The organism is Roseibium sp. (assembly GCF_965216085.1).
Classification (GTDB): Bacteria; Pseudomonadota; Alphaproteobacteria; order Rhizobiales; family Stappiaceae; genus Roseibium.
Genome location: NZ_OZ244138.1, coordinates 3,342,500 through 3,366,304, shown reverse-complemented (window position 1 = coordinate 3,366,304; position 23,805 = coordinate 3,342,500). Strand labels below are relative to the sequence as shown.

The window sequence follows — 23,805 nt, the reverse complement described above, 5'->3', positions numbered from 1 at the left end:
GCGATTACCCTGAAGATTAGATTTCCGGCCTTGAACTCATGCTGAGTGCCGCGTTCAGCTGGCGTTCAGCTTTCTAAACACGTACTATCTCTATGAAATTTCAAAGATTTTCAGTCATGGCCTTTCGGAGTGCATCCAGCAATTTCTCGTCGCGGCCATAAATATCTTTGCGGAAATGGGTCGCGCCGTCTTTGTTCATCCAGGCCGTCAGATAGGTGAGATGAACTTCAATCGGGATACCCGGTTTAACAATGGTCCGTTTATCGGTGTCCCGAATGTTTTCCCAATGTCCTGGAGACGCCGATTTATGTGAAAGGAGAACATCCGCAAGTGCAAAGGGATCAGACACCCGGATACAGCCGTGGCTGAAAGCCCGTTCGGCTCGTGAAAAGAGCGACTTTGACGGTGTGTCGTGGATATAGATGTTAAATTTGTTGGGGAACATGAATTTGATGCGGCCCAGCGCATTGCTGTTGCCCGGATCCTGGCGCAGCCGGAAGGGGAAGTTCCCACGGGAATAGTTGTTCCAGGCAATTTGTGTTGCGGCCACTTCATTGCCGTCCTGGAATACGCGGATGTTTTTGCCTGAAAGCGCGCCGGCATTCTTTTTCAGCTTTGGCAAATACTCCGCCGTTGCAATGGAATAGGGCACATTCCAAAATGGGTTAATCTCCACATAGTCGAGCTGATCTGAAAACACCGGCGTTGCATGATAGGGTTTGCCGACCACCACAGGAGCTGTGTGGATCGTTTTGCCCTCCTTGACCACCTTCAGTTCCTGATCAGCCAGATTGACAAAGACATAGAAGCTGCCCAGATCGTCGCGCATCCAGCGGCGGCGCTCCATGTTGAGCTCCATCTGGATCAGTTTTTCCTGCAAGGGGATGTTCAGCCTAGCAAAGGTTTCCTTGCCGATGACCCCGTCGTCAGCCAGACCGTGCAAGTTCTGAAAGATCTTCACCGCCTCTACAAGGCCGTCGTCATAAGTTTCACCGCTGTGGTCTGCCGCTATCTGAATATCTTCTTCGACAAGACGCTGGCGGAGCGCTGCAACGCGCGGGTCACTCATACCCGGCTTTAGAACTTCACCCTCAGGAACGGCTGTGAAACCTCCAGCTGCGGCCTTTTCCCGGTATTGTGCCAAGCGCCGTTTCAGCCGAGCGTAATTGTCTGAGCGCGGGGCAAGTGCCTCTAAAAACGTACTGAAGTCGACCGCATCAACCGCTTGTTCCAACAACATCTCTGGGTCTGGGCGGTCCGGAAAGAGATTGAGCGCCTTGTTGACCTTATTGGGTTGCACCCGGCCGGAGGAGAGATGCGTCGCATAGCGGACGTATTGTTTGGTGAGTTCCAGCTCAAAAGCGGCCCATTCCTCTGGAGACTGTGCCGCAGCGGCCTGATCGACAAGTCGCAGCGGGCCATAGTTGTCCGGATTAAGCGCATGGTCATTGGCCGCAGCCATGGCCGCCACCACAAGGTGAGCATTTTCCGTGATGCCTTTCTCGGTAAACCAGATCGGCGCAAATGCCCGTTCCCCGTAAAATCGTATCGCTCGTTCGGACACGTCCGGAGAGAGGGCTGCTTGAAGAGCGTGTGCAATGGGCGTTTGTGGTTCGAGAAAGGTTGGGGCCGGGACTGATGTGGCTTGCGGTTTGGGCGTTGGTGCAGGCCCCGATTGCGCCAGTCCAGGTGCCGAGCCTGCGACTAGGCCGATTGTGGCAAGCGCAGCTATAACAATCTGGCGTAACCGCCGTTTACCGATGTTTGTCTCCCGCATGGGACAGCCCCTCTCTGATTCCCGTAACGGCAGATTAGAGGAGGGCGGCGCAGGGGCCAATGGCAGAACCGGCCGGGCAGAGCTTCTCCATGAAAAAGTGACCTTGACCGGCCCGTCTGTTCCGGTCCATAACCTCAGCCATGATGACGGCCACACGTACCATCATTACGATCACCATTATTTGCAGCTAGCGACACCGCTGGCTGTGGCCGTTCCCTCTTGGCAAAATTCCTTGTAGACGGACCGCCCGGCCAGCCGGCCAGGAGACCGTTTGACATGAGCGCCGCTGAACCAGCGAAATCCGGCACCTTCAAGGGCTTGAAGCTCACCAACACATTGACACGCCAGAAGGAAAACTTTCAGGCGATCGATGACAGCAACGTGCGTCTCTATGTCTGCGGACCGACGGTTTACGACTTTGCTCACATCGGCAACGCACGGCCCGCTATTGTTTTTGACGTTTTGTACAGGTTGCTGCGCCATCTATACGGCGCGGAGCATGTCACCTATGCGCGCAACATCACCGACGTTGATGACAAGATCAACGCACGGGCCTTGCGCGACTTTCCGGACATGGAGCTCAATGAAGCGATCGCCAAGGTTACCAAGAAAACAGCGGATCAATATCACAAGGATGTCGCTGCTCTCGGGACCCTGGAACCAAGCCATGAGCCGCGGGCGACCGAGCACATTGCCGGTATGATCCAGATGATCGAAGATCTGGTTGCCAAAGGTCACGCCTATGTTGCGGAAACAGCGGATGGCGGCGAAGTGCTGTTCGATACTGTCTCGATGCCGGATTATGGCGGGCTTTCCAAACGCAAGCTCGACGAGCAGATAGCGGGTGCCCGGATCGCGGTGGACAGTCACAAGAAAAACCCGGGCGACTTTGTGCTCTGGAAGCTATCGTCGCCGGAAGAGCCTGGCTGGGACAGTCCTTGGGGCCGGGGCCGTCCGGGCTGGCACATCGAATGCTCGGTGATGAGTGAGCATCACCTGGGCAAGGTTTTTGATATTCACGGTGGCGGGCTCGATCTGATCTTCCCGCACCATGAAAACGAAATTGCCCAATCCCGCTGCGCCCATGGCACAAAAACAATGTCCAATTATTGGGTCCACAACGGCTTTGTGCAGATTGAAGGCAAGAAGATGTCCAAATCGGAAGGCAACTTCTTCACCATCCGCGAACTGCTGGAGACAGAGAACTTTGGCGGCCGTAAGTGGCCGGGCGAAGTTCTGCGTCTGGCCATGCTGATGACCCACTACAAGGAGCCGATCGATTTCTCCGTTCGGAAATTGGAAGAAGCCGAAAACCTTCTAGGCAAATGGCCGGATCCGATTGAGACCGATGTCCCACCTGCGGCCGAAGTTTTGGACGCCTTGAACGACGATTTGAACACGGCAGCTGCGATCCAGGCTTTGCACAGTCTTGCCGGAGACGCTGGAAAAGACCCGGCAAATCTGGCGACCTATTCAGCATCGGCGGCACTTCTTGGTGTACACCCCGTCCAGGCGGATCTATCCGGCATTGATGAGACCGCCATTCAAGCGGCCATTGATGCCCGTCTCATCGCCCTCAATGCCAAGAACTGGGCGGAAGCGGATCAGATCCGCGCTGACCTGACATCTCAGGGAATCCTCCTAAAGGATTCAAAAGACTCCGAAACCGGTGCTCGTATCACAACTTGGGAAGTGAAGCGGTGAGTTTGGTACTCGGGCGGTGATGATAAGGAATGCAACAGCATGACGGAAGATACAGACATCAAATCCGGCGGCTGCCAGTGTGGGGCCATTCGCTATTGTGCGGAAGGGTTTAAACGCCCGTCGATCTGTCATTGCCGCATGTGCCAGAAGGCAGTTGGCGGGCCATTTGCAGCGCTGGTTGTTGTTGAGAATTTGAGCTGGACGCGTGGAGAGCCGGCTTACTTCCAAAGTTCCAATTTGGTTCGCCGCGGGTTCTGCCGGGATTGTGGAACTCCGCTGACCTATGAGTTCGAGGCCTCACACATCGACATAACGATCGCGAGCCTTGATGAGCCTGGCTCGGTCGCCCCGGAGGTTCAGCTTGGGCTGGAAAGCCGCTTGCCGTGGTGTGAGGGGTTAATAGATTTGCCGACTCGGACAGGCGACGCGGAAGCCGCCGCTCAGGAGGTCTTTGCCAAGATCCAGAACCACCAGCATCCCGATCACGATACTTGAACCGAAACGTTTTTACTGAATGGCCAGCCGAAGAATGCGGCAAGCAGGACGCGATATGACGAAAGACCGGATCTACCTATTTGATACCACGCTGCGCGATGGGGCTCAGACCAGCGGCATCGACTTTTCCGTCCACGAAAAGATCGTGATTGCGGAGTTGCTGGAACGCCTTGGCGTGGATTATGTGGAAGGCGGTTATCCGGGTGCTAACCCGGCCGATACTGAGTTCTTTGCCGAAAAACGGACCGAAAAGGCGACTTTCACGGCCTTCGGCATGACCAAACGGGCAGGGCGCTCAGCGGCGAACGACCCAGGGCTTCAACAGGTCCTGGCGAGCAAGGCGGACGCCTGTTGTTTTGTTGCCAAGGCCTGGGACTATCATGTCGAGGTCGCACTCGGCTGCACCAACGAAGAAAACCTGGAGTCGATCGAAGACACCGTGACGGCTGCGGTGGCTGCTGGCAAAGAAGCCATGATCGACTGCGAGCATTTCTTCGATGGTTTTAAGGCCAATCCGGACTATGCCCTCGATTGTGCCCGTACCGCGTATCAGGCTGGCGCCCGTTGGGTTGTCTTGTGCGATACCAATGGCGGTACATTGCCAGATGAAATCCATTCAATCGTGACACAGGTGCAGGAAGTGGTTCCAGGTTCCCATCTCGGCATCCACACCCATGACGACACGGGCCATGCAGTCGCCAATTCGCTGGTGGCGATTGATGCCGGTGTGCGTCAGATCCAGGGTACCCTCAACGGTCTTGGGGAGCGCTGCGGCAATGCCAATTTAATCACGCTGATCCCGACCTTGAAACTGAAACCGCAGTACGCGGATCGTCTTGAAATCGGTATCAGCGATGATCAGCTTCAGGACATCACCGCGGTTTCCCATGCCTTCGATGAGATCTTGAACCGGTCGCCCAACCGGCATGCGCCGTATGTTGGCGAAACGGCCTTTGCCACCAAAGCCGGGATTCACGCCTCTGCGATCTTAAAAGATCCGCAGACCTATGAGCATGTCGCGCCGGAAACGGTGGGCAATCAGCGCCGGGTTCTGGTGTCAGACCAGGCGGGCAAAAGCAACCTCTTGGGGGAGCTTGCCCGCGTGGGGATCGAGGTCGACAAGGCAGATCCGCGCCTTGACCGGCTGCTGGCCAAGGTCAAGGAACGCGAGGCGTTGGGTTATGCTTATGAGGCGGCCGATGCGTCTTTCGAATTGCTGGCGCGCCGGGCGCTGGGCGAAGTGCCAGAGTTCTTCAAGGTCGATTCATTTAAAGTGATGGTCGAGCGCCGGTTCAACGCCATTGGGGATCTGATCACGGTCTCGGAAGCTGTTGTCAAAGTGGATGTCGACGGTGAAACCCGTATGTCCGTCGCCGAAGGAAATGGTCCGGTCAACGCGCTTGATATGGCCTTGCGCAAGGATCTTGGAAAGTATCAGGCGGCGATTGAAGGGCTTGAACTGATCGATTATAAGGTGCGTATCTTGAATGGCGGGACGGATGCGGTCACACGCGTTTTGATCGAAAGCCATGATGCCAAAACCCAGCGGCGCTGGTTCACGATTGGTGTCTCCTCCAACATCGTCGACGCATCCTTCCAGGCATTGGTCGACTCCATCACATTCGCGCTTTTGAAAGCTCACTAGGGCTTTCCTTACAGCGCCAGAAAGGCACTTCATGTCTCAGTCTGCGGTTCCCTCTGAGACCGAGGACGAATTCCGCCGGGGTATTCTCTTCGGACTGGCGGCCTATGGCATGTGGGGCTTTTTTCCCGCCTATTACAAGCTGACCGACACCGTGCCCGCCGATCTGGTGGTGGCGCATCGGATCGCATGGTCCGTCCTGTTCGTTGGCGGATTTCTTTACATGCGCGGGCGTTGGCAGGAAGTGCTCGATGTGTTTGCCGATGCAGCGATCTTGAAAAAGCTCGCCATTTCGGCCGGATTCATATCGGTCAACTGGTTGGTGTTTGTCTGGGCAATCGCCAATGAGCAGGTTCTGGATGTGTCCTTGGGCTATTTCATCAATCCGCTGGTGAGCATTTTGGTTGGGTTGATTGTCCTGCGCGAACGCATGTCGCGGGGGCAATACATTGCCTGTGCGCTTGCCGGATTTGCTGTTGTGCTGCAGGCTGTTCTGGCTGGCGGATTGCCTTGGGTTTCACTCGTTTTAGCATTTTCCTTCGCAGGCTATGGATATGTGCGCAAGGTGACACCGGTCAAAGCGACACCGGGTCTGTTTGTAGAGACCGTGCTGTTGTTCCCGATGGCTGCTGGATACTTGCTGTTGAACCTGTCCTGGGGCGTGGACGCGCTCATCCTGAACGATCTGCCTGTGCTGGCTGCGCTTGCCGGGACCGGCATAGTAACTGCACTTCCATTGATCTTCTTCAGCTCTGCTGCGCGCCGGTTGCCGCTCTTCATGCTCGGGCTGATGCAATACATTGCGCCATCAATCCATTTTTTGATGGCCGTCTATGTCTGGGGCGAACCTTTGGATCAGGCCAAATTGGCCGGATTTGCTCTAATTTGGCTGGCGTTGGTGGTGTTTACGCTCGACAGTTGGCGGAACGCGCGCAAGTCGGTGACTTCCTAGGGAAAAATATAATAGTGCTATTCCGCAGCGGTCATGAGACCGCTGCCACTGCGTTTGGCTGAATATAGGTTCTTGTCAGCTTTTCTGAGTGATTCAAGAAGATCACCGTCAGTGATCCGTGCGACGCCGACACTGGTTTGGCACAATAAATCCGGCCCGGCGTGCCTGATCGGGTGAGAATTCAAACTCTTCATAAACCCGGCCAACTTCAGGTTAACGCTGTCGCGTGTTTCAGACCGGAAAACGGCGCAAAACTCGTCACCGCCAAGACGTACAATGATGTCTTCTGGTCCGGCCAGCGCTTTCAATTGGCGCGCAAAATTTAAAAGGACGGTATCGCCAATGTCATGACCGAGTTCGTCATTGATTTTCTTGAATGAGTCGAGGTCAAAGACCGCTGTCCATGCGGCCCTGCTGTCACGGTGAGCCCAGGACTCGATGATTTTGGCGCCTTCGCCAAACAAATAGTGCCGGTTGTGGACACCGGTTAAAGCATCGTGCATGGCCAGCGTGTTCAGCTCCGCAATCCTCTCCATCATGTCCAGATTGAGAGAAATGCGCAGTAGGATTTCCTCCGGCGAATAGTCCTTCGCAATGAAATCTGCCGCGCCATATTTTAGAAAACGGATTCTGTTTTCCGAGCTGGCTCGCGAGGACATACCAATGACGCTGAGCCGTTCACGGCTATATTTCCGGCGGACAGTTTTAAGGAAAGCAAACCCGTCCTCGCCCGGCATATAATAGTCAGCCAGGACCAGTTTGATCTGTGGCACTTCTTCAAGAACAGAAAGTGCTTCGGCACAAGTGCTCGCCTCAAAGACTTGATAAAGGTGCTGCGACGTGATTTCCGCGATTTTCTGCCGGCCAACAGCAGAGTCATCAAGGATCAGGATGCCGGTCTTGGGGTTGTTGGACAGCCGTTTGAGAAGCTCGGCAACGTAGTCGAGACTCGCAGGCGTATCTTTCAGGATATAGTCGATAACCCCTTTTGCCAGCGCCTTTTCCCGGATGTCTGTATCAAATCTGCTGGTGAAAATGATCGTCGGAATGCCTCTGTCTCGGCACAAGTCAACGATCTCACCATTGGGAGCATCCGGCAAAGTAAGATCGACCAATGCCAGATCTGGATCACAAATTGGCATGTCGAGGCATTTTTCCGCCTCTTCGTAGTTGCGGGCAACCATAATCTGGTGACGGCCAACCTTTTGAAGGCGATCAACAATAGCCTTCTCAAAAAAGGAAGCATCTTCAACCAGCAGCGTTGTGCGCATAGGACCGTATCCGTCCGAGTCTTTTTCTGCTCAAAACCTGGGTCAAAGAAGCTTCCAAGGTCTTAATATTTGGTATCGGTAAGCAAGTTGTTTTGAGGCGGATTTGCGACGTTTTACCCCTTAGGGGCTGAGATAGTTCAGCTTTTTGTTTTTCTGACTAAAGTTCTTCTGTTGAAGCAACGCCTTCACCGCCTACGGAAGGACCTCGTGCGACAGATTGTTCCAGCATCGGAATGATCTCGCCAACCTGTTTGGCAATCAGGTACGGCACTTCGGTGTCCGGTCGGATATAGCCTTGAGCCCGCATATGGTCGAGCAGTTCCAGAAGTGGTGACCAGAACCCATTGATATTTGCAAGGACCACCGGTTTGCGGTGCTGACCGAGCTGTGCCCATGTCATCATTTCCACGGCTTCTTCCAAAGTGCCAATGCCGCCGGGCAGGGCGATGAAGGCATCTGATTTTTGGAACATCAGCTGCTTTCGCTCATGCATAGTCTGAGTGATCACCAGATCTTCAAGCGTTTCCAGCATCACTTCGCGTTTTTCAAGAAACCGTGGGATGATGCCGGTGACCGCACCGCCGCTTTCCATAGCTGCGCGGGCAACGGTTCCCATCAAACCGACGGCACCGCCGCCGTAAACGAGGCGCAAACCGGATTCGGCGATCAGCTGGCCAAGCCGGGCCGCGGCAGCCTCATGGGCCGGATCGGATCCGAAACTGGAGCCGCAGTAAACACAAACGCTTGTCAGGTGTTTTGGAGAATTTGTCGTCATAAGTCCATGATGTGGCATTGCGCCATGCAAGAGGTCAAGCATTCTGTTCGAAACAACCAGTGCAAACAGCTGGTTTTCTTGCCGCGGCACAAAAAGGCCGTTATGCATGGGTAAGATTATCCATGTGCTGGCATGCCTAACCTGCGGCACGTAAAGGGAATAGACGAAAGTGCTGGGCGGCAGGGCCCGAGGGCTTTCGATGGGATGAACAATGAACAAACAGACCTTGATCTGGACATTGATCATTGCGGTGCCGGTAGGCATTGCAGCATTGGTGACCGGCTACATTTATCGCGAGACCGGAGATCTTCCATTTCAAAACGAAAGCGAAGTCTCTGCGCCGCAAGCGACAACCGCAGGTGAGACGACACCAAAAGTTGCTGCAGCGCCTGACAAAGACGCCACACCTGCAGCCGAGACATCGCCATCTGAGGAGGTGGCTGAAACGCCGGCGTCCCCAGACGCGCAAGTGGCAGTTACGGCTGATCCCGCCAAACCAAGCTTTGATGTCGTTGGTGTAGAGCCTACCGGTGAAACTGTGGTTGCCGGCCGCTCCGAAGCGGGGGCAATTGTTGCCCTGACAGCCAATGGCGAAGTTGTTGGCAAGAGCATCGCAAATGAAGTCGGAGAATGGACCATCATTCTCAATGAACCGCTGAAACCGGGTGATTATGATGTCGGACTGGAAACCCATGACCAAAACGGTGAAGTGATTTCTGGTTCCGAAGAACGCGTTGCGGTGTCGATTGCGCAAGGGGGCAAGGAACAGCCGCTTGTGGTGCTCAATTCACCGGATGGACCGTCGGATATTTTGCAGAAACCTGAGACAGCCGCACCCAGCGCTGTTGCGGAAGCACCTGCCAGTAGCCCTGATGATACACCAAAAGCCAAAGAAACCGTTGTCGCTGCAGCGCCGGGCACAGATGATCAAAACAGCGAGACTGCAGTTGAAAAGCCGACCGAGACAGCTGCGGCTGATGCCGGTGTAGCTGAAGAAAAGACTGCTGCAGAAGAAAGTGAAACTGCAGCTGCCACGCCGGAAAAGCAGCCGGCTGAAGAGCAATCGCAAACGGCTTCCACGGAAGTTGCTGCGGCTTCTGAGGAACCGGCAACAACCGAGACCGGTCAAGCCGGGGCGGTTCAAAGTTCTGAAGGCGACGTCACTGCCGGTGAAGAAACACAGACTGCGGATGCTGCTACGGAGAGCGCGTCTCAAAACGCATCCGACGGCTCGCAGCAAGTTGCTTTGGCTACTGAGGCGGCGCAGAACGGAACATCCTCTGCAACGCAATCTGAAACACCAAGCGTAACTGGCTCCGAAGAAACAGCAACTGCACCGGGTACAACAGACACTTCGAGCAATGACCAGCAACTTGCCGCCGCACCGCCGTCTCAGCCTACAGGCTCGTCAGAAACACCGGCGCCAACGAATGACAGTACTGCTGCTGGCGCAACAAGCCAGACCAACGACCCGACGCCGTCGGTAACAGTGGAAGCTGTCGAATCTGAAAAAGACAAGGTCTATGTTGCTGGAACAGGAGACCCGGGCTCGTCTGTCAGGGTTTATGTCGGCGACGACTACCAAGGCGAAGCGAAGGTGAATTCCAGCGGCAAATGGCTGGTTGAAGGCAGCAAGAATGTTGCGGAAGGCAATGTAGAAGTCCGGGCCGATATGATCGGTGACGACGGCAGCTCAGTCGATGCGCGCGCGGCGGTGGTGTTTGAAAAAGAGCAGGACCAGCAGATCGTTTTGACCAAGGTCGTCGCCAGCGGGTCTGGCGGTTCGCCGAATGCGCAAGGCGCGGAGGTCCAGAAAGCTCTGCCTGTGGTGATCATCCGCAAAGGCGATAATCTGTGGCGGATTTCCCGCCGCCTTTACGGTGAGGGCATCCGCTACACCACCATTTATCAGGCCAATCAGGGACAAATCCGGAATCCGGATCTGATTTATCCTGGTCAGGTTTTCCTGACACCGGAAGGTGATCTCAACTGGCCGAAACCGGATGCGGACAACGGCCGCAACGGCTGATTTTTGTAAGAACAAATTGCACAAAACCGGGCGGGCGCCAGAAATGGGGCCCGCCTTAATTGTTTCTGGCTCTTGTCTTTCTGAAGATTGATCGCATATTTACGATCATATTTTTGTGATCCTTCTGGAGGTTCTGCATGAACGAAACAGACGGCCCGCTGATTGGTGCGGACACCGATTTGCCTTGCCTTTCGGCGTGTGAGGATCTGGCGGCGATGTTCCGGGCGCTCGGTCATCCAGCGCGGATCGCAATTCTCCGCCGGCTCGCAGGTGAGCAGGAGGCGTGTTGCGGACAGATCGTCGATGCATTGCCGCTGGCTCAATCCACCGTGTCTCAACATCTGCAGGTTTTAAAGGAAGCGGGCCTCCTTACCTGCGACACCCGCGGACGCAATTGCCACTACCATCTGAATTGGGCACGCCTCCAGCAGACCGAAGACGCATCGGCCACCTTCTGGAAAGTTTTAAACGCTGCCAAAGCGGATGGTCAGGAAAATTCAGGCAAGGCAATGGCCGGACGAACGGACGCACAAGACAAATAACCGAGCCGGCCACTAGGCCGACGGGAGAGGACATTTGACCCAGTCAATCAATACGTCAGCGGCGGCGACTGAAGCTGGCCAGGCGCCGAAGCCTGCTGCCCCCCAAAAAGCTGTGAGCGCCGATGAAGGCAACACGCTGACAACCCTTGCCAACCTGTGGCCGTATATCTGGCCGGCGAACCGGCCGGACCTGAAAAAACGGGTTCTATTGGCGATTGCTGCGCTTGTGGTCGCCAAATGCGTCACAGTGTTGTCGCCGTACTTTTTTGCCTGGGCGACCGATGCATTGGCTGGCGAAGAGGTTGGACTGCCAGCCTTTCTTGTTGCGCCAGTGATGCTTGTGCTGGCTTATAACGCCGCTCGTGTTCTGGCGGTCGCCTTTAATCAGATGCGAGATGCCTTGTTTGCCCGGGTTGGTCAGCATGCGGTCCGCCAGCTCGCAAAGCTAACTTTCCGCCACTTGCATCAACTGTCCTTGCGGTTTCATCTGGCGCGGCGCACAGGCGGCTTGAGCCGCGTCATTGAGCGCGGTGTAAAAGGCATAGAATCGATCGTCCGTTTTACGATCTTGAACGGCATTCCGACGGTTCTTGAGTTCGCCTTGATGGCAGCCGTCATCTGGTATCAGTTTGGGTTTTATTACGTCGTCATCGTTGCGGTGATGATTGTCACCTATGTTTGGTTCACCATCAAAACCTCGAACTGGCGGATCAACATCCGCCGGGAGATGAATGACAGCGACACAGACGCCAATTCCAAGGCCATCGACAGCCTGTTGAACTTTGAAACCGTCAAATACTTCGGCAATGAAAAAATGGAAGCCGAACGGTTTGATGTGTCCATGGCCAAGTATGAGAAAGCCGCAACAAGAACCTGGACGTCTTTGGCTTGGCTTAACTTTGGTCAGGCGGTCATTCTGGGGCTGGGCATGGCTGCCTGTATGGCACTGTCCGCAAGAGCAATCATGGCCGGAGAACAGAATATTGGCGATTTTGTTCTGATCAACGCGCTCTTGATGCAGATCTCTATGCCGCTCAATTTTATCGGGTTTTTATACCGGGAGATCCGGCAGGGGTTGGCTGACATTGAATCCATGTTCGACTTGTTGCTGGTACCAGCGGAAATCCAGGACAAACCTGGGGCTGCTCCGCTCAAGGCCGTCGAGGGGACACTTCATTTCAGGGATGTTCGTTTCCACTACGATGCCGACCGGCCGATCTTGAAGGGAGTCGATTTCGACGTCCCGGCTGGCAAGACGGTTGCGATCGTCGGGCCTTCTGGTGCGGGCAAGTCGACCATCTCCAGGCTGCTGTTCCGCTTTTACGATGTGACGGGCGGTGCGGTAGAAATTGACGGTCAGGACGTACGCGATGTCACACAGGAAAGCGTCCGCCATGCCATCGGCATGGTGCCCCAAGACACCGTGCTTTTTAACGACACGATTGCTTACAACATCCGATATGGCCGACCGGATGCCACGGACGAGGAAGTGCGGGAAGCGGCGCGCATGGCGCAGATCCATGACTTCATCGAGGATTTGCCGCAGGGGTATCAGTCTGAGGTCGGTGAACGCGGTTTGAAGCTTTCCGGCGGTGAGAAACAACGCGTTGCGATTGCCCGCACGATCTTGAAAGCGCCGCCGATCCTGATCCTGGATGAGGCGACCTCTGCTCTTGATACGCACACGGAACGGGAAATCCAGTCCGCACTCGACCAGGTTTCGAAGAACAGGACATCGCTGGTCATTGCGCACCGGCTTTCGACGGTCGTCAATGCGGACCAGATTATCGTTCTGGAGGCGGGGGAAATCGCTGAGCGAGGGACGCATACAGAGCTGCTGGCCAACAACGGTCTGTATGCGTCCATGTGGGCCCGTCAGCGTGAAGCTGATGAGGCGGAGGAACGCCTGCGGGCCGCCCGGGAAAACGATGATCTGGGTGTTATCACCCGTGGGCAACCGGCGGACTATGTGCCGGTGAAATAACTTGTTTTGCCTGGTCGTCTGCGACGAGGCTGGTCGTTTAGGAAACTCCCGCGCTCAGGCAGCGCGGGAGGTGTTTGCTGAGTGGTCGTTGGCTGCTTGCCGATGGCGTGTACGGTTGGAATGCGGCTCGGCTGATGAGCCAAACAGAAAACCTGACAAGGCCTTGGTCAAACGGCGCAATTCGTAATGACGTTCTGCGCGGGCACGAGCTTCGTAGTGATCTCCGGTATGCATCATTTGGGTCTCCTTCAAGTTTCTGGAAGGAGTTGTCTCATATTGCGCTTCTTCGAAGAATTGGGCTAGATTTGAAGATATCTTTCGAAAGTTTCGAATAATGCGTCTGGATGATCTGAAGTTCTTTGAACGGGTGGCCGCGCTCGGCAGCCTGTCCGCGGCGGGCCGGGAGTTTGGCTTGTCGCCGTCCGCCTCGAGCACCCGGCTCAGCAATCTTGAAAAAGAACTGGGCACGCAACTGGTGGTGCGGACCACACGGCGGACCGCTCTAACGGAAGCCGGAGAGGTGTTTTTGCGCCATGCCAGCGCCGCGCTTCAGGAGATGAACCAGGCCAAGGCACAAATCAGCGCCGCAGAAGAAGCGCCTCGCGGTGTCCTGCGAATTTCATCCAATGTGTTTTTTGGCCGAAAGCACATCCTGCCGTATCTGGCTGAATTTAGGCAGCTTTACCCGGATTTGCGCCTGGAGATCGACATGACCGATCGTTTGGTGGATCTGGTCGGGGAGGGGTATGACATGGCAATCCGGGGGGCTCCCTTACCAGACAGCAGCCTGATGGCCCGCAAGCTTGGTGGTAATCCGAGGGTATTGTGCGCCAGTCCTGAGTATCTGGCGCGAAAAGGCTTTCCGGAAACTCCAGAAGATCTGCGCAATCACGACTGCATTGGTTTTGATCCGATGCGGGTCTGGTATTTCAACGGGCCGAATGGCGAGGTCGCGTTTCAGCCGACGGATGCGGTGGTGTCCGGCGATAGTGGCGACTTTGCCTATGATGCGGCGATTTATGGCCTGGGGTTGACGGTCAAATCCACGGCCCATGTCTGGGAGGATTTGCGCGACGGACGTCTCGTGGAGGTAATGACCGATTACCCGGTGGCCCGGACTGGCAATATCTATGCGGTCTATCCACCGGCCAAGTTTGTGCCGCCAAAGATATCGGCCTTTGTCGATTTCCTGATTTCCAAATACGGCCGGCCGCCCTATTGGGAGGAGGACTACCGGGAAGCGGCAGAGAAACAACAGGCCGCATTTGCGGCAAAAAGCGCTTGAAGACCTGGAAAACCGGTTCTCAACCTTTGAAAAAACTTCTAGAAGCTTGGCAACGGACACTGCGCAAGGATTGCGTTTTGGACCGCTTGCAAGATCGCCGCGCGGAGTTAGATGGGTTTTGTCCTCCGCATCTGGATGCTGAAAGAAAAACATGTCGATTGTCGATTCCGTCACCAAGTCAATGGTTCCAATCCACCGCGAAGGTTGGCCGTTTGTTGCTATTGCACTCGTCGCAACGCTGGTTGTCGGCTGGTTCATCGATCCGCTCTTCTGGATTGGCCTCTTTCTGACCGGTTGGGTGTGTTACTTTTTCCGTGATCCTCAGCGGGTAACACCCGTTGCCGATGGTTTGGTCATTTCCCCGGCCGATGGGGTTGTCAGCCATGTCGGTCCGGTACGTCCGCCGGAAGAACTGCAGCTCGGCTCTGAACCGCTGGTACGGGTTTCGATCTTCATGAATGTGTTTAACTGCCATGTGAACCGGGCACCTGTTGGGGGCAAGATCGTTCGTGTGGCTTACCGGGCAGGGAAATTCCTGAACGCAGAGCTGGATAAGGCCAGCGACGATAACGAACGCAATGGACTGGTGATTGACCACAATGGCACCCACATCGGTGTCGTCCAGATTGCTGGATTGGTCGCGCGCCGCATTATCTGCTTCGTACGGGAAGGCGAAAACCTGTCGGCGGGAGACCGGTTTGGTCTGATCCGTTTCGGCTCCCGGCTAGATGTTTATTTCCCGGCAGGCACTGTGCCGAAAGTTGCACTTGGGCAAACGATGATCGCAGGGGAGACGATCCTGGCGGATCTCAATCAACCGCAGGCACCGGCACAGCCCTTGACCCGGGTGAGCTGAGAAGAACCGTGAACAACGCCCCAAAAAACGCCGACACCGACACCGCAACGCCGCGCTTCCGGCGGGTGCCGCTCCGGCTGATTGTTCCGAACATGGTCACCTTACTGGCCTTGTGTTCTGGCCTGACCGCAGTGCGGATGGCGTATGAAGGGCGCTGGGAATTCGCAGTTGGGGCCGTCATTTTAGCGGCTGTGCTGGACGGGCTCGACGGCCGGGTTGCGCGATTGATGAAAGGCACCTCAAAATTTGGTGCCGAACTGGATTCGCTGGCTGATTTTGTGAATTTCGGCGTTGTTCCGGCATTGATGCTGTACATCTGGATCTTGAAAGATGCGGGGTCGATCGGTTGGATCGCAGCGCTGATTTTTGCGATTTCGATGGCCTTGCGGCTAGCCCGCTTCAACGTTGCGCTCGAGGACCCGGACAAACCGGCCTGGGCGTCACGGTTCTTTACTGGCGTACCGGCTCCGGCCGGGGCGTTGACAGTGCTGCTGCCGCTCTATTTTGAGTTCCTGGGCCTGTTTCCGCACTGGTTCGCCGACAGCGCTGTTGTTGCGGTCTATACCATTGGGATCGCGTTTCTCCTGATTAGCCGGTTGCCGACTTTCTCCGGCAAGAATGTCGGCACCCGGGTACGCCGCGATTATGTGCTGCCGCTCTTTGTTTTTGCTGTCCTGTTTGTCGCGCTGACCGCCAGTTTTCCGTTCCGTATCCTTGCTGCCGGATCCGTGCTTTATCTCTTGAGCATTCCGTTCTCCTGGCGGGCCCATCGCAAACTCGCGCAGGCGGAAAGCGGCCGTGCCATCGATGGCGACGATGATGAGTGCGACACCGATCTCGATAACATCGCTGACCGGGACAAGGATCACGGCGGTTAACGGTATTGGGGCTAACGTATTTGCAGGAGGATCTGGTGATTATCCGTCAAAGCACACCTGAGGACCTGGCTGCACTTGAGACGATCTATCCAGCAGCATTTCCGGACGAAGACCTTTTGCCATTGGTGCGGTCCCTGGAGACCGGTGAGGCCAGAGTGTTGTCCTTGGTTGCCGCGAATGGTGGTGAAGTTCTCGGACATGCCGCCTTCACCTTCTGTTCCGCGGGGCAATCGGAAATACCGCTTGCCATGCTTGCCCCCTTGTGCGTCGCCCCCGGTCATCAAAAACAGGGACTTGGATCAGCGCTCGTTAAAGAGGGATTTGAGCTCCTGAAAGCTCAGTCTGTTGAGAAAGTCTTGGTGTTGGGGGATCCGGCCTATTACAGCCGCTTCGGATTTTCTCAGGAAAACGATATTCTGACGCCCTATCCCTTGCCGGAGGAATGGGCACAGGCGTGGCAGTCTGTGTCTATGGGGGGCGAGGTAGGTGTTGCATCCGGTCCGCTTAACCTACCCCCGGTCTGGATGGATCCGGCGTTGTGGTCCGCGTAGCGGCGCACCTTCTGACCAGATGCTCTTCATAAAACATCAAAGACACGGCTCGCAAATCGGGTTTCTCGAGGCGGAAATCTGGTTCACTTAGGATTCCTCATTTCCAAAGAGGAACCTAAAAAAATGTTGCAAGACAAAACGATTTTGATCACCGGTGCCAGCAGCGGCATCGGCGCCGCTGCCGTCAAACTTTTTGCCGACGCCGGCGCCAATCTGGTGATCACTGCCCGGCGCAAAGACCGGCTTGAGGCCGTGAAGGCGGAGCTTAACGGTGCCCGGGAACGGGTCCTGATAGTCCCAGGTGACGTCAGTGATCCAGACAGCGCGAAAGCGGTTGTTGATGCGGCTCAAAACCATTTCGGCGGGCTGGATGGGGCGTTCAACAATGCCGGCATTTTAGGGGATCTCGGACCCGTACCGGAAATGCGCCAAGAAGCTTGGAACACAGTTATTCGAACCAACCTGACGAGCTGTTTTCTAGCCGCCAAACATCAAATCCCGGCCTTGAAACAACAGGGTGGCGGGGCAATCGTTTTCACCTCCACCTTCGTCGGCCACACGGTCGGAATGCCTGGAATGGCGGCTTATGGGGCGTCAAAAGCCGGACTGATCGGTCTGACGCAGTGCCTGGCGGCCGAATGCGGTCAGGACAACATCCGCGTCAATGCGCTGCTTCCGGGCGGCACAAAGACCGAAATGGCCGGCAACGACCCGGAGTTTCTGGAATTTGTAAAAGGGATGCACGCCCTTAAGCGGATGGCTGAACCCGAAGAGATTGCAAAAGCGGCCTTGTTCTTGTTGTCGGATGCCGGGTCCTTCGTCACCGGGTCCGCCATGTTGTGCGATGGCGGCAACTCGATTTCGAAGACGTAATCACCGCAGGCGGCCCGTCTTATGCGGGCCGTTTCCGGATGAATTTCTGCTCTGCGACTTCTTTGCCCCATTGATCACCCAGGTACTCGTCTGCCAGGAAGAATCCGTTTCTTTCATAAAGTGATCGCGCAGCATCAAGGCCCTTGAGGGTCCAAAGATGGATCTCGTCAAATCCGAGACTGTCGCAGTGGTCCAGCGCTTTTTGAAGGAGAACCCGGCCCAATCCCTTGCCACGAAGTTTTTCCGATAGGATAAACCAGCGCAGATGCGCGATGTTGTTGCCGAGATCTTCGCCGTCAATCGTGATCGATCCAATCACTTCACCGCCGTCCAGCACACTCCAACTGTTGTTCATTGGGCGGTCAACACGCGGCATGAATTCTGCCATGGCTTGGGAAACAACGCTTTCAAACGCCGGCCCCATGCCGACAATCGAACCATGAGTTCGGGCATGGAGGGCGGCGACATCGCCGATCATGCCGGTTTGATAGCCTTCCTCAATTTCAAACTCTGACTCAGCAGCTTTTGCCCCGTTGTATCGGTTGCCGAGCGCATCAGCGTAGGTCGAAAGCGCGTTTGCAATCGTTGCCACATCCAAGTTGGATATTTGGGCAAGGGCGGTCCGCGCTTGGGTATCACCAAAACGGTTGATGGCGAACCAAGTCTCCTTGCCGGCCTCTGTCAAACTCAGTCCATAGGCGCGGCCGTCGGTTTTCGATTTGGTTTGGAGAATATCGCCGCGTGCCTCGAGCGACTTCAAAAGTCGGCTGACAGTGGACTTCTCCAGCTTCAAACGGGCAGTCAATTCCTTGGCCGTGATTCCTGGCGTCAGGCCGATTTCCATAACGGCGTGGACACCGGAGCCGGAAAGGTTCGTCCCGGCAATGGTTTTATCCAGAAAACCGAATTCCCGGACAAGCTTTCTGGAGGAAGCGCGGATGTCTTCGACGAGGTGAGGGGCAAGAGCGGTCATTGTATCGTCTCAAATAGTTGTATTAAGCAACTATATAAGGATGCATACCAGGCTTTGCAAGGGCAAACAAAAAGGCCACCGGAAACCGGCGGCCTTTCTGCACTATGCGGCGTACTGGAGGTCTACTCTGCCGCGTGCGGTAGCTCTTCCTGCGGCGGGATTTTTGGCGGTGCCGGTTTTGGCATGGACACCACCTTGGCCGCCGGCCGTTTTTCTTCTTCGGGCAGGTCTTCAACGTCCTCATTGGCAGGCTCGATGGTTTCACCTTCCAGATCTGTATCTTCTGCGACCTTTGCAGGTGTCCGTTTGAAGACGGATCCAAGGGAGCGGAACCAATCCACGACAGACCAGAAGGTCCGTAACCACGTGCTCGGCAGCGCGATCATGACCGGGATCATGACGAGCGTCAGGACGGTCGAGAAGGCGAGGCCAGAGATGACCGCTGTCGACAGCTGGATCCACCAGATCGCCGTGATGCCGCCAACTGCGATAGTCTTTGTAAAGAAGTCGAAATTGACAGCTGTTGCCATTGGGATCAGGCCAACAATGGTTGTGACTGTTGTCAGCAGGATCGGACGCAAGCGTTGGCTGGACGTCTTCAAGATCGCATCAAGCGGCTCAAATCCGTCATGCCGGAACCGGTTGTAGGTGTCGATCAGAACGATCGCGTTGTTCACCACGATCCCGGCGAGGGCCACGACCCCGGTTCCCGTCATAATGATCGAGAACTTCTGGCCTGTCAGCAGCATGCCCAGCAACACGCCCATCACCGACATGACCACCGTAGAGAGGGTCAGGAAGGTTTGGTAGAACGAGTTGAACTGGGTCAAAAGGATCAGGAACATCAGGAACAGCGATGCGACCATCGCCTTCATGAGGAACTCACCAGATTCCTTTTGATCTTCATCCGCTCCGCGGAACTGCAGGAAGACATTGTCCGGAAAGGTCTGTGTGTCCAGCCAAGCCGTCAGCTCCTGCACTTTGGCATCAACCGTGATCGGTTTGCCCTCAGCGTCTACGGCTGCTTTGTCCACCGTAGCCTTCAGCATCATCGAATAGAGGCCATCACGCCGGGTGATTGACGACACCTTCTGCTCCGGAGCCCGGTCAATGAAGTTGGCAATCGGCACCAGTCCAAGAGTGGTCTGCAGGCGAAGCTGGTCAAACCGGTCGAGTGTGCGTTCGTCGGCTGGAAGACGGACGCGGATGTCGACTTCATCTTCGGAGTCCGTCGGCCGGTATTTGCCAATCAGAACACCGTTTGTGACGAGCTGCACCATGTTGCCAACCGAGGCGATGCCTGCCTGGTAGCGGCCTGCCTGTTCCCGATCGATGGTGATCTGCCATTCAATGCCCGGAAGTGGCCGGCCATCTTCCTGATCTAGCAGGTGTTCCATCTCGTCCAGCTTGGTTCGGATAAAAGCAACCTGCTCCACCATGGTGTCATAATCGGTGGACTTGACCTCAAGCTGGATGTCCTTGCCGGTTGGCGGACCACCTTCGATCTTGCGGGTTTCCACCTTGATACCTGGAATATCGGCGGTCCGGTCCCGAATTTCGGCAAAGATATCGACCGCTTTCCGGCGGCAGCAATACTTTGCGAGCTCCAGAGACATCTCACCGATCACGTCTGCCGGTTTGTCCTGAACGCCGCCGATGAATTGTGGGCCACTGCCACCTCCTGGAGGAAAGGCGTTTGTGATGACATTTTGAATGCCCGCAGTTTGTAGGACTTCCGTTTCAACCTTCTTGACGATCTCAAGGGACTCAGCGGCTGACATATTGCCGCGCGCCGACACCATGACGACAGCCTGATCCGGCTCTTCATCAACGAAGAACTCTACGCCAGTCGGGTTGGAAGCAAACGTTGTGAAGATCAAGGCGCCGGCGCCCAAAATCACAACGATTGTAAGAATGTTGCCGATTGGGTTGCCGGCAAGCAGCTTCAGATGCCGGACATAGAGGCCGGTGAGACCACGAACGGTACCGGTGTCGAACCGAAGGGAATCGTCTGTTTCCTCTGCGGCGTCCGCATCGGTTTTTTTGACAAATCCCAGCTTCCGGCCAATCGCAGCAAAGACGGCTTCCAGAAGATGAACCAGAGGCGAAATCGTCTTGTAACCGGCCCAAATTGCAATGATCGCAAACCCAAACACGACGAGGTAGAAAACCGCATCAAGCGCGATCGGGTTGGCCAGAACAGCCAATGGCTGGGCAAGGCCGGAAAGCGCAGTCATGACGGTTTCGATGGTGCCCGTAATGATGTCTGGACGATTGGTTGCAAGGAAGTAGGCGAAGTAAGCCGCGAACACGACAGCAACAGCTTCAAAGGCAAGCGACACGAAAGTCACCGGCCGGAACTGTTTTGACGGTTTCAGGTTTTCTTCTTCAAGCTGAAGGGCAGCTTTCTCACGGCGCTTTTGTACAAACGGACGCAGAATGCGGAACGACAGATAACCGGCCACAACAAATGTTGCCAGGGCGATCACAGGCGCAAACGGAGCAGCTGCAAGCTGTGCAGAAAAGTCGGGTGAGCCCGGCTGAACACCGGAGAAGGCCAGCCCCATAACAGCGCCGATAACCGCAAACATAACTGCCAGAAGCCCGGCAGCATGCCGTTCGATCCAGTGGGTGAGAACGGCAAAAATGCCACCGGTGACCGGCAGGAACACCATAGCCGTTAACAACGCTGCCGTTAGGACGATGATGACCATGATCGGCAGGTAGCTCATGAACTCACCGGCAACACCTGGCCACAACAACATCGGCAGGAAGGCGACCAGGGTTGTCGCTGTCGAGGAGACGATCGGCCAGAACATCAGCTTGGCAGCGCGGATGTAGGCTTCCCGGTCTTCCATGCCTTCATGAACCTTCCGGTCAGCATATTCCACCATGACGATGGCGCCATCAACCAGCATCCCGACCGTCAACACAAGGCCGAACATCACCATGATGTTGACCGTGTAGCCGAGCCCGGAAAGGATCAGGAAGCCGACCATGAAGGACGTCGGGATAGCAAGGCCGACAAGCAGGGCAGAGCGCAAGCCCAGCGCCGCCAGAACCAGAATCATAACGAGGAAGATCGCCGTCATAATCGACGACTGAAGCGAGCCCAAAACTTCAAAAATGTTCGACGACATGTCGAGCATATAGTCGACCTGAATGGTTTCCGGCCAATCCTTGGAGGCTTCATCCACAACAGCGCGTATGGCGATGTTGTTCTCGATGATGTTGGTGCCGATCCGCTTGGTGACATCCAGCGCAATTGCAGGTTTGCCATTCACGCGGGTGTAGGAATCTGCATCCTTGAACGTGCGGCGGATTTCCGCGACATCGCTCAAAGTGACGACACCCTCGCCAGACTGTTTGATCGGCAGGGAGTAGACATCCAGGGCGGTTTCAACGAGCCCAGGTACCTTGACATTGAACCGGCCTTGACCGCCATCAATGTAGCCGGCCGGAACAAGCTGGTTGTTTTGAGCCAGAGACGTCAGCAGCTCCTGCTGCGTGATGGCATAAGATTCCAGTTTTTCGGAATCGATCAGAACTTCCAGAAGCTCTTCCCTGTGCCCCTTAAGGTCCGCAGACCGAACCGTGTCGATCGCCTCAACTTGGTCCTTTAGGCGGCGGGCATGCTGGTAAAGTGTGCGTTCTGGAACATTGCCGGACAGCGCAATCGTAATTGTCGGCACCAACGCAAAGTTGGTTTCCGAGATTGTTGGTTCTTCCGCGTCTGCCGGAAGTTCGCCCTTGGCTGTATCTACTTTGTCCCGGACGTCGGCCATCGCCTCGTCCTTGTCGAAGGAGATATCAAACTCCAGGACGATCCCCGCGTGGCCTTCAGAAGCGATCGCGGTGATTTCCTTCAGGCCATCTAGACCACGCAGCTCGGTTTCCATCGGACGGATAAGCAGGCGCTCGGCGTCCTCAGGTGAAATGCCTTGTTGAGAAATCGAAACGTAGAAAACCGGGACATCAATGTCCGGGCTGTCTTCCTTGGGAATGTTGATGTAGCTGAAGATGCCTGCGACAAGCAGAGCAATCATCAAGACAAAAACTGTTTTCGGGCGCCGGAGGACACCTTCGAGCATGTTTATCATTGAGTGACCTCCGCAGTCTTGATCACAGGTTCGACGACTTGGCCGTCAGCCACATATTCTTGGCCCACCACAATCACGGTCACTTCGTCCGGCAATCCGCCGACCCAGAGACCATCCTGTTCGCCGCCCAAGACTTTGACTGGGTAGAACATTGTCTTGTTCTCTTGATCCACTGCGCGGACGCCAACTTTGCCGTTGTCGTTCAACGTCAGGATCGCCGGAGAAATCTTGTGCGCCTTTTCGACCGGCAGCGGCAAACGGGTCACAGCCGTCACCCCGTCACGGGCCTTTCCTTCGGAATTCGGTATTTCCACTTCGACACGGAAGGTGCGCGTGTCCGGATTGGCTGCCGGCGCGATGTAACGGACGCGGCCCTCGAAAGTGTCGCCAGTAACCAATTCGACTTCGGCAGTCATGTTTTCCGAAATCTGACCAATGTTCAGTTCGCTGACCTCGCCGATCGCTATCATCGGATCGGAATTGACGACCGTTGCGCAGACACTGCCCTTATCGAGTTGGGCACCAATTTCGGCCATTGGGCTTTCTATGACGCCATTGATTGGAGAGCGGATGACTGTCCGCCGCAGTTCTCGTTCGGCCTCCTCCAGCCGGGCATTTGCAGCGTCCAACTGAGCCTGTACGGTCATGACGCGCGTTTCGGCGGTAAAGCCCTTGCTGCTCAGCTGTTTGGCAGCCTTCTGCAGCATTTCAGCTTCCGCGACAGCCGCTTTGGCTTCCAAAATCCGCGATTCTCGGGTGCCGCGGTCAAGGATACATAGGATGTCACCAGCAGCAACATAAGCGCCTTCGCGGGCAGGGCGGTCGATCACATCGTCTGTCACATGAGAACGGACAGCGACTTTGGCTTCAGCTTCAGTCCGGCCGCGCACTTCCAGTACGGCTTGCCGGTCCTGCGCAAACAGCTTGCGAACCTCGACACGGAACGTGCCTTCGGACTGTTCGGCCACACGAACGGCCGGGGCAGGGGTTGCGTTTTCGCCATCTCCAACGCCTCCAACCACAACAGATCCACCAGACATCCATATTCCGATGCCTGCGGCCAGTCCGGCTGCCAGGATATAGGAAAACTTGATAGGCATTCTAAGGTACTCCAAGTA

General features: G+C 55.7%; 19 protein-coding genes. 12 read left to right on the top strand and 7 right to left on the bottom strand.

What is annotated here, in order from left to right:
• Positions 1-100 precede the first annotated feature (100 nt).
• The gene (locus tag ACOOFE_RS15800) at positions 101-1,777 is read right to left on the bottom strand and encodes a L,D-transpeptidase family protein (protein ID WP_420410935.1); all 1,677 of its coding nucleotides are present in this window, start codon (positions 1,775-1,777) and stop codon (positions 101-103) included.
• A 276-nt stretch (positions 1,778-2,053) separates the two neighbouring features.
• Here ACOOFE_RS15800 and cysS point away from each other — a divergent pair, with 276 nt between their 5' ends.
• Genes cysS through rarD form a run of 4 tightly spaced genes read left to right on the top strand, consistent with a single transcriptional unit; the run spans position 2,054 to position 6,570 of the window.
• The gene (gene cysS / locus ACOOFE_RS15795) at positions 2,054-3,481 is read left to right on the top strand and encodes a cysteine--tRNA ligase (protein ID WP_420410934.1); all 1,428 of its coding nucleotides are present in this window, start codon (positions 2,054-2,056) and stop codon (positions 3,479-3,481) included.
• Positions 3,482-3,520: 39 nt separating this feature from the next.
• Positions 3,521-3,976, top strand: coding sequence for a GFA family protein (locus ACOOFE_RS15790; RefSeq protein WP_141187204.1), 456 nt, complete (start codon positions 3,521-3,523; stop codon positions 3,974-3,976).
• 55 nt (positions 3,977-4,031) lie between these two features.
• Positions 4,032-5,621, top strand: a complete 1,590-nt coding sequence (gene cimA / locus ACOOFE_RS15785) for a citramalate synthase (RefSeq protein ID WP_420410933.1) — start codon at positions 4,032-4,034, stop codon at positions 5,619-5,621.
• A gap of 31 nt (positions 5,622-5,652) precedes the next feature.
• Entirely contained in the window at positions 5,653-6,570 is a 918-nt protein-coding gene (gene rarD, locus ACOOFE_RS15780; protein ID WP_420410932.1) for an EamA family transporter RarD, read from the top strand.
• 17 nt (positions 6,571-6,587) lie between these two features.
• On the opposite strand, the gene ACOOFE_RS15775 is transcribed toward rarD, so the two are convergent.
• Positions 6,588-7,841, bottom strand: coding sequence for a diguanylate cyclase (locus tag ACOOFE_RS15775; protein ID WP_420410931.1), 1,254 nt, complete (start codon positions 7,839-7,841; stop codon positions 6,588-6,590).
• A 157-nt stretch (positions 7,842-7,998) separates the two neighbouring features.
• Positions 7,999-8,616 carry a TIGR00730 family Rossman fold protein gene (locus tag ACOOFE_RS15770; RefSeq protein WP_420415593.1) on the bottom strand — a complete coding sequence of 206 codons (618 nt, stop codon included), beginning with the start codon at positions 8,614-8,616 and terminating at the stop codon, positions 7,999-8,001.
• Between the two features lie 211 nt (positions 8,617-8,827).
• On the opposite strand from ACOOFE_RS15770, the gene ACOOFE_RS15765 reads away from it, so the two are divergent.
• From ACOOFE_RS15765 to ACOOFE_RS15755, 3 genes are all read left to right on the top strand, one after another.
• Positions 8,828-10,645 carry a LysM peptidoglycan-binding domain-containing protein gene (locus tag ACOOFE_RS15765; RefSeq protein WP_420410930.1) on the top strand — a complete coding sequence of 606 codons (1,818 nt, stop codon included), beginning with the start codon at positions 8,828-8,830 and terminating at the stop codon, positions 10,643-10,645.
• Between the two features lie 137 nt (positions 10,646-10,782).
• Complete coding sequence (locus ACOOFE_RS15760) at positions 10,783-11,187, top strand: ArsR/SmtB family transcription factor (protein WP_420410929.1); 405 nt, start codon at positions 10,783-10,785, stop codon at positions 11,185-11,187.
• A 46-nt stretch (positions 11,188-11,233) separates the two neighbouring features.
• The gene (locus ACOOFE_RS15755) at positions 11,234-13,171 is read left to right on the top strand and encodes an ABCB family ABC transporter ATP-binding protein/permease (protein WP_420415592.1); all 1,938 of its coding nucleotides are present in this window, start codon (positions 11,234-11,236) and stop codon (positions 13,169-13,171) included.
• Positions 13,172-13,225: 54 nt separating this feature from the next.
• Here ACOOFE_RS15755 and ACOOFE_RS15750 read toward each other — a convergent pair whose 3' ends face one another.
• Complete coding sequence (locus ACOOFE_RS15750; RefSeq protein ID WP_420410928.1) at positions 13,226-13,408, bottom strand: hypothetical protein; 183 nt, start codon at positions 13,406-13,408, stop codon at positions 13,226-13,228.
• A 97-nt stretch (positions 13,409-13,505) separates the two neighbouring features.
• Here ACOOFE_RS15750 and ACOOFE_RS15745 point away from each other — a divergent pair, with 97 nt between their 5' ends.
• From ACOOFE_RS15745 to ACOOFE_RS15725, 5 genes are all read left to right on the top strand, one after another.
• A complete protein-coding gene (locus ACOOFE_RS15745) occupies positions 13,506-14,456 on the top strand; it encodes a LysR family transcriptional regulator (RefSeq protein WP_141187197.1) in 951 nt (316 codons plus the stop codon).
• Between the two features lie 151 nt (positions 14,457-14,607).
• A complete protein-coding gene (locus tag ACOOFE_RS15740; protein ID WP_420410927.1) occupies positions 14,608-15,312 on the top strand; it encodes a phosphatidylserine decarboxylase in 705 nt (234 codons plus the stop codon).
• A gap of 65 nt (positions 15,313-15,377) precedes the next feature.
• Positions 15,378-16,190, top strand: a complete 813-nt coding sequence (locus ACOOFE_RS15735) for a CDP-alcohol phosphatidyltransferase family protein (RefSeq protein WP_420415591.1) — start codon at positions 15,378-15,380, stop codon at positions 16,188-16,190.
• Positions 16,191-16,225: 35 nt separating this feature from the next.
• Entirely contained in the window at positions 16,226-16,741 is a 516-nt protein-coding gene (locus tag ACOOFE_RS15730) for a GNAT family N-acetyltransferase (RefSeq protein ID WP_420410926.1), read from the top strand.
• Positions 16,742-16,864: 123 nt separating this feature from the next.
• The gene (locus tag ACOOFE_RS15725; protein WP_420410925.1) at positions 16,865-17,614 is read left to right on the top strand and encodes an SDR family oxidoreductase; all 750 of its coding nucleotides are present in this window, start codon (positions 16,865-16,867) and stop codon (positions 17,612-17,614) included.
• A 19-nt stretch (positions 17,615-17,633) separates the two neighbouring features.
• Here ACOOFE_RS15725 and ACOOFE_RS15720 read toward each other — a convergent pair whose 3' ends face one another.
• The 3 genes from ACOOFE_RS15720 to ACOOFE_RS15710 form a co-directional block, all read right to left on the bottom strand.
• Entirely contained in the window at positions 17,634-18,587 is a 954-nt protein-coding gene (locus ACOOFE_RS15720) for a helix-turn-helix domain-containing GNAT family N-acetyltransferase (RefSeq protein WP_420410924.1), read from the bottom strand.
• Positions 18,588-18,709: 122 nt separating this feature from the next.
• Entirely contained in the window at positions 18,710-22,687 is a 3,978-nt protein-coding gene (locus ACOOFE_RS15715; protein ID WP_420410923.1) for an efflux RND transporter permease subunit, read from the bottom strand.
• Positions 22,684-23,787, bottom strand: coding sequence for an efflux RND transporter periplasmic adaptor subunit (locus tag ACOOFE_RS15710; protein ID WP_420410922.1), 1,104 nt, complete (start codon positions 23,785-23,787; stop codon positions 22,684-22,686). The genes ACOOFE_RS15715 and ACOOFE_RS15710 overlap by 4 nt, the downstream gene beginning before the upstream one ends.
• Positions 23,788-23,805: the final 18 nt, after the last annotated feature.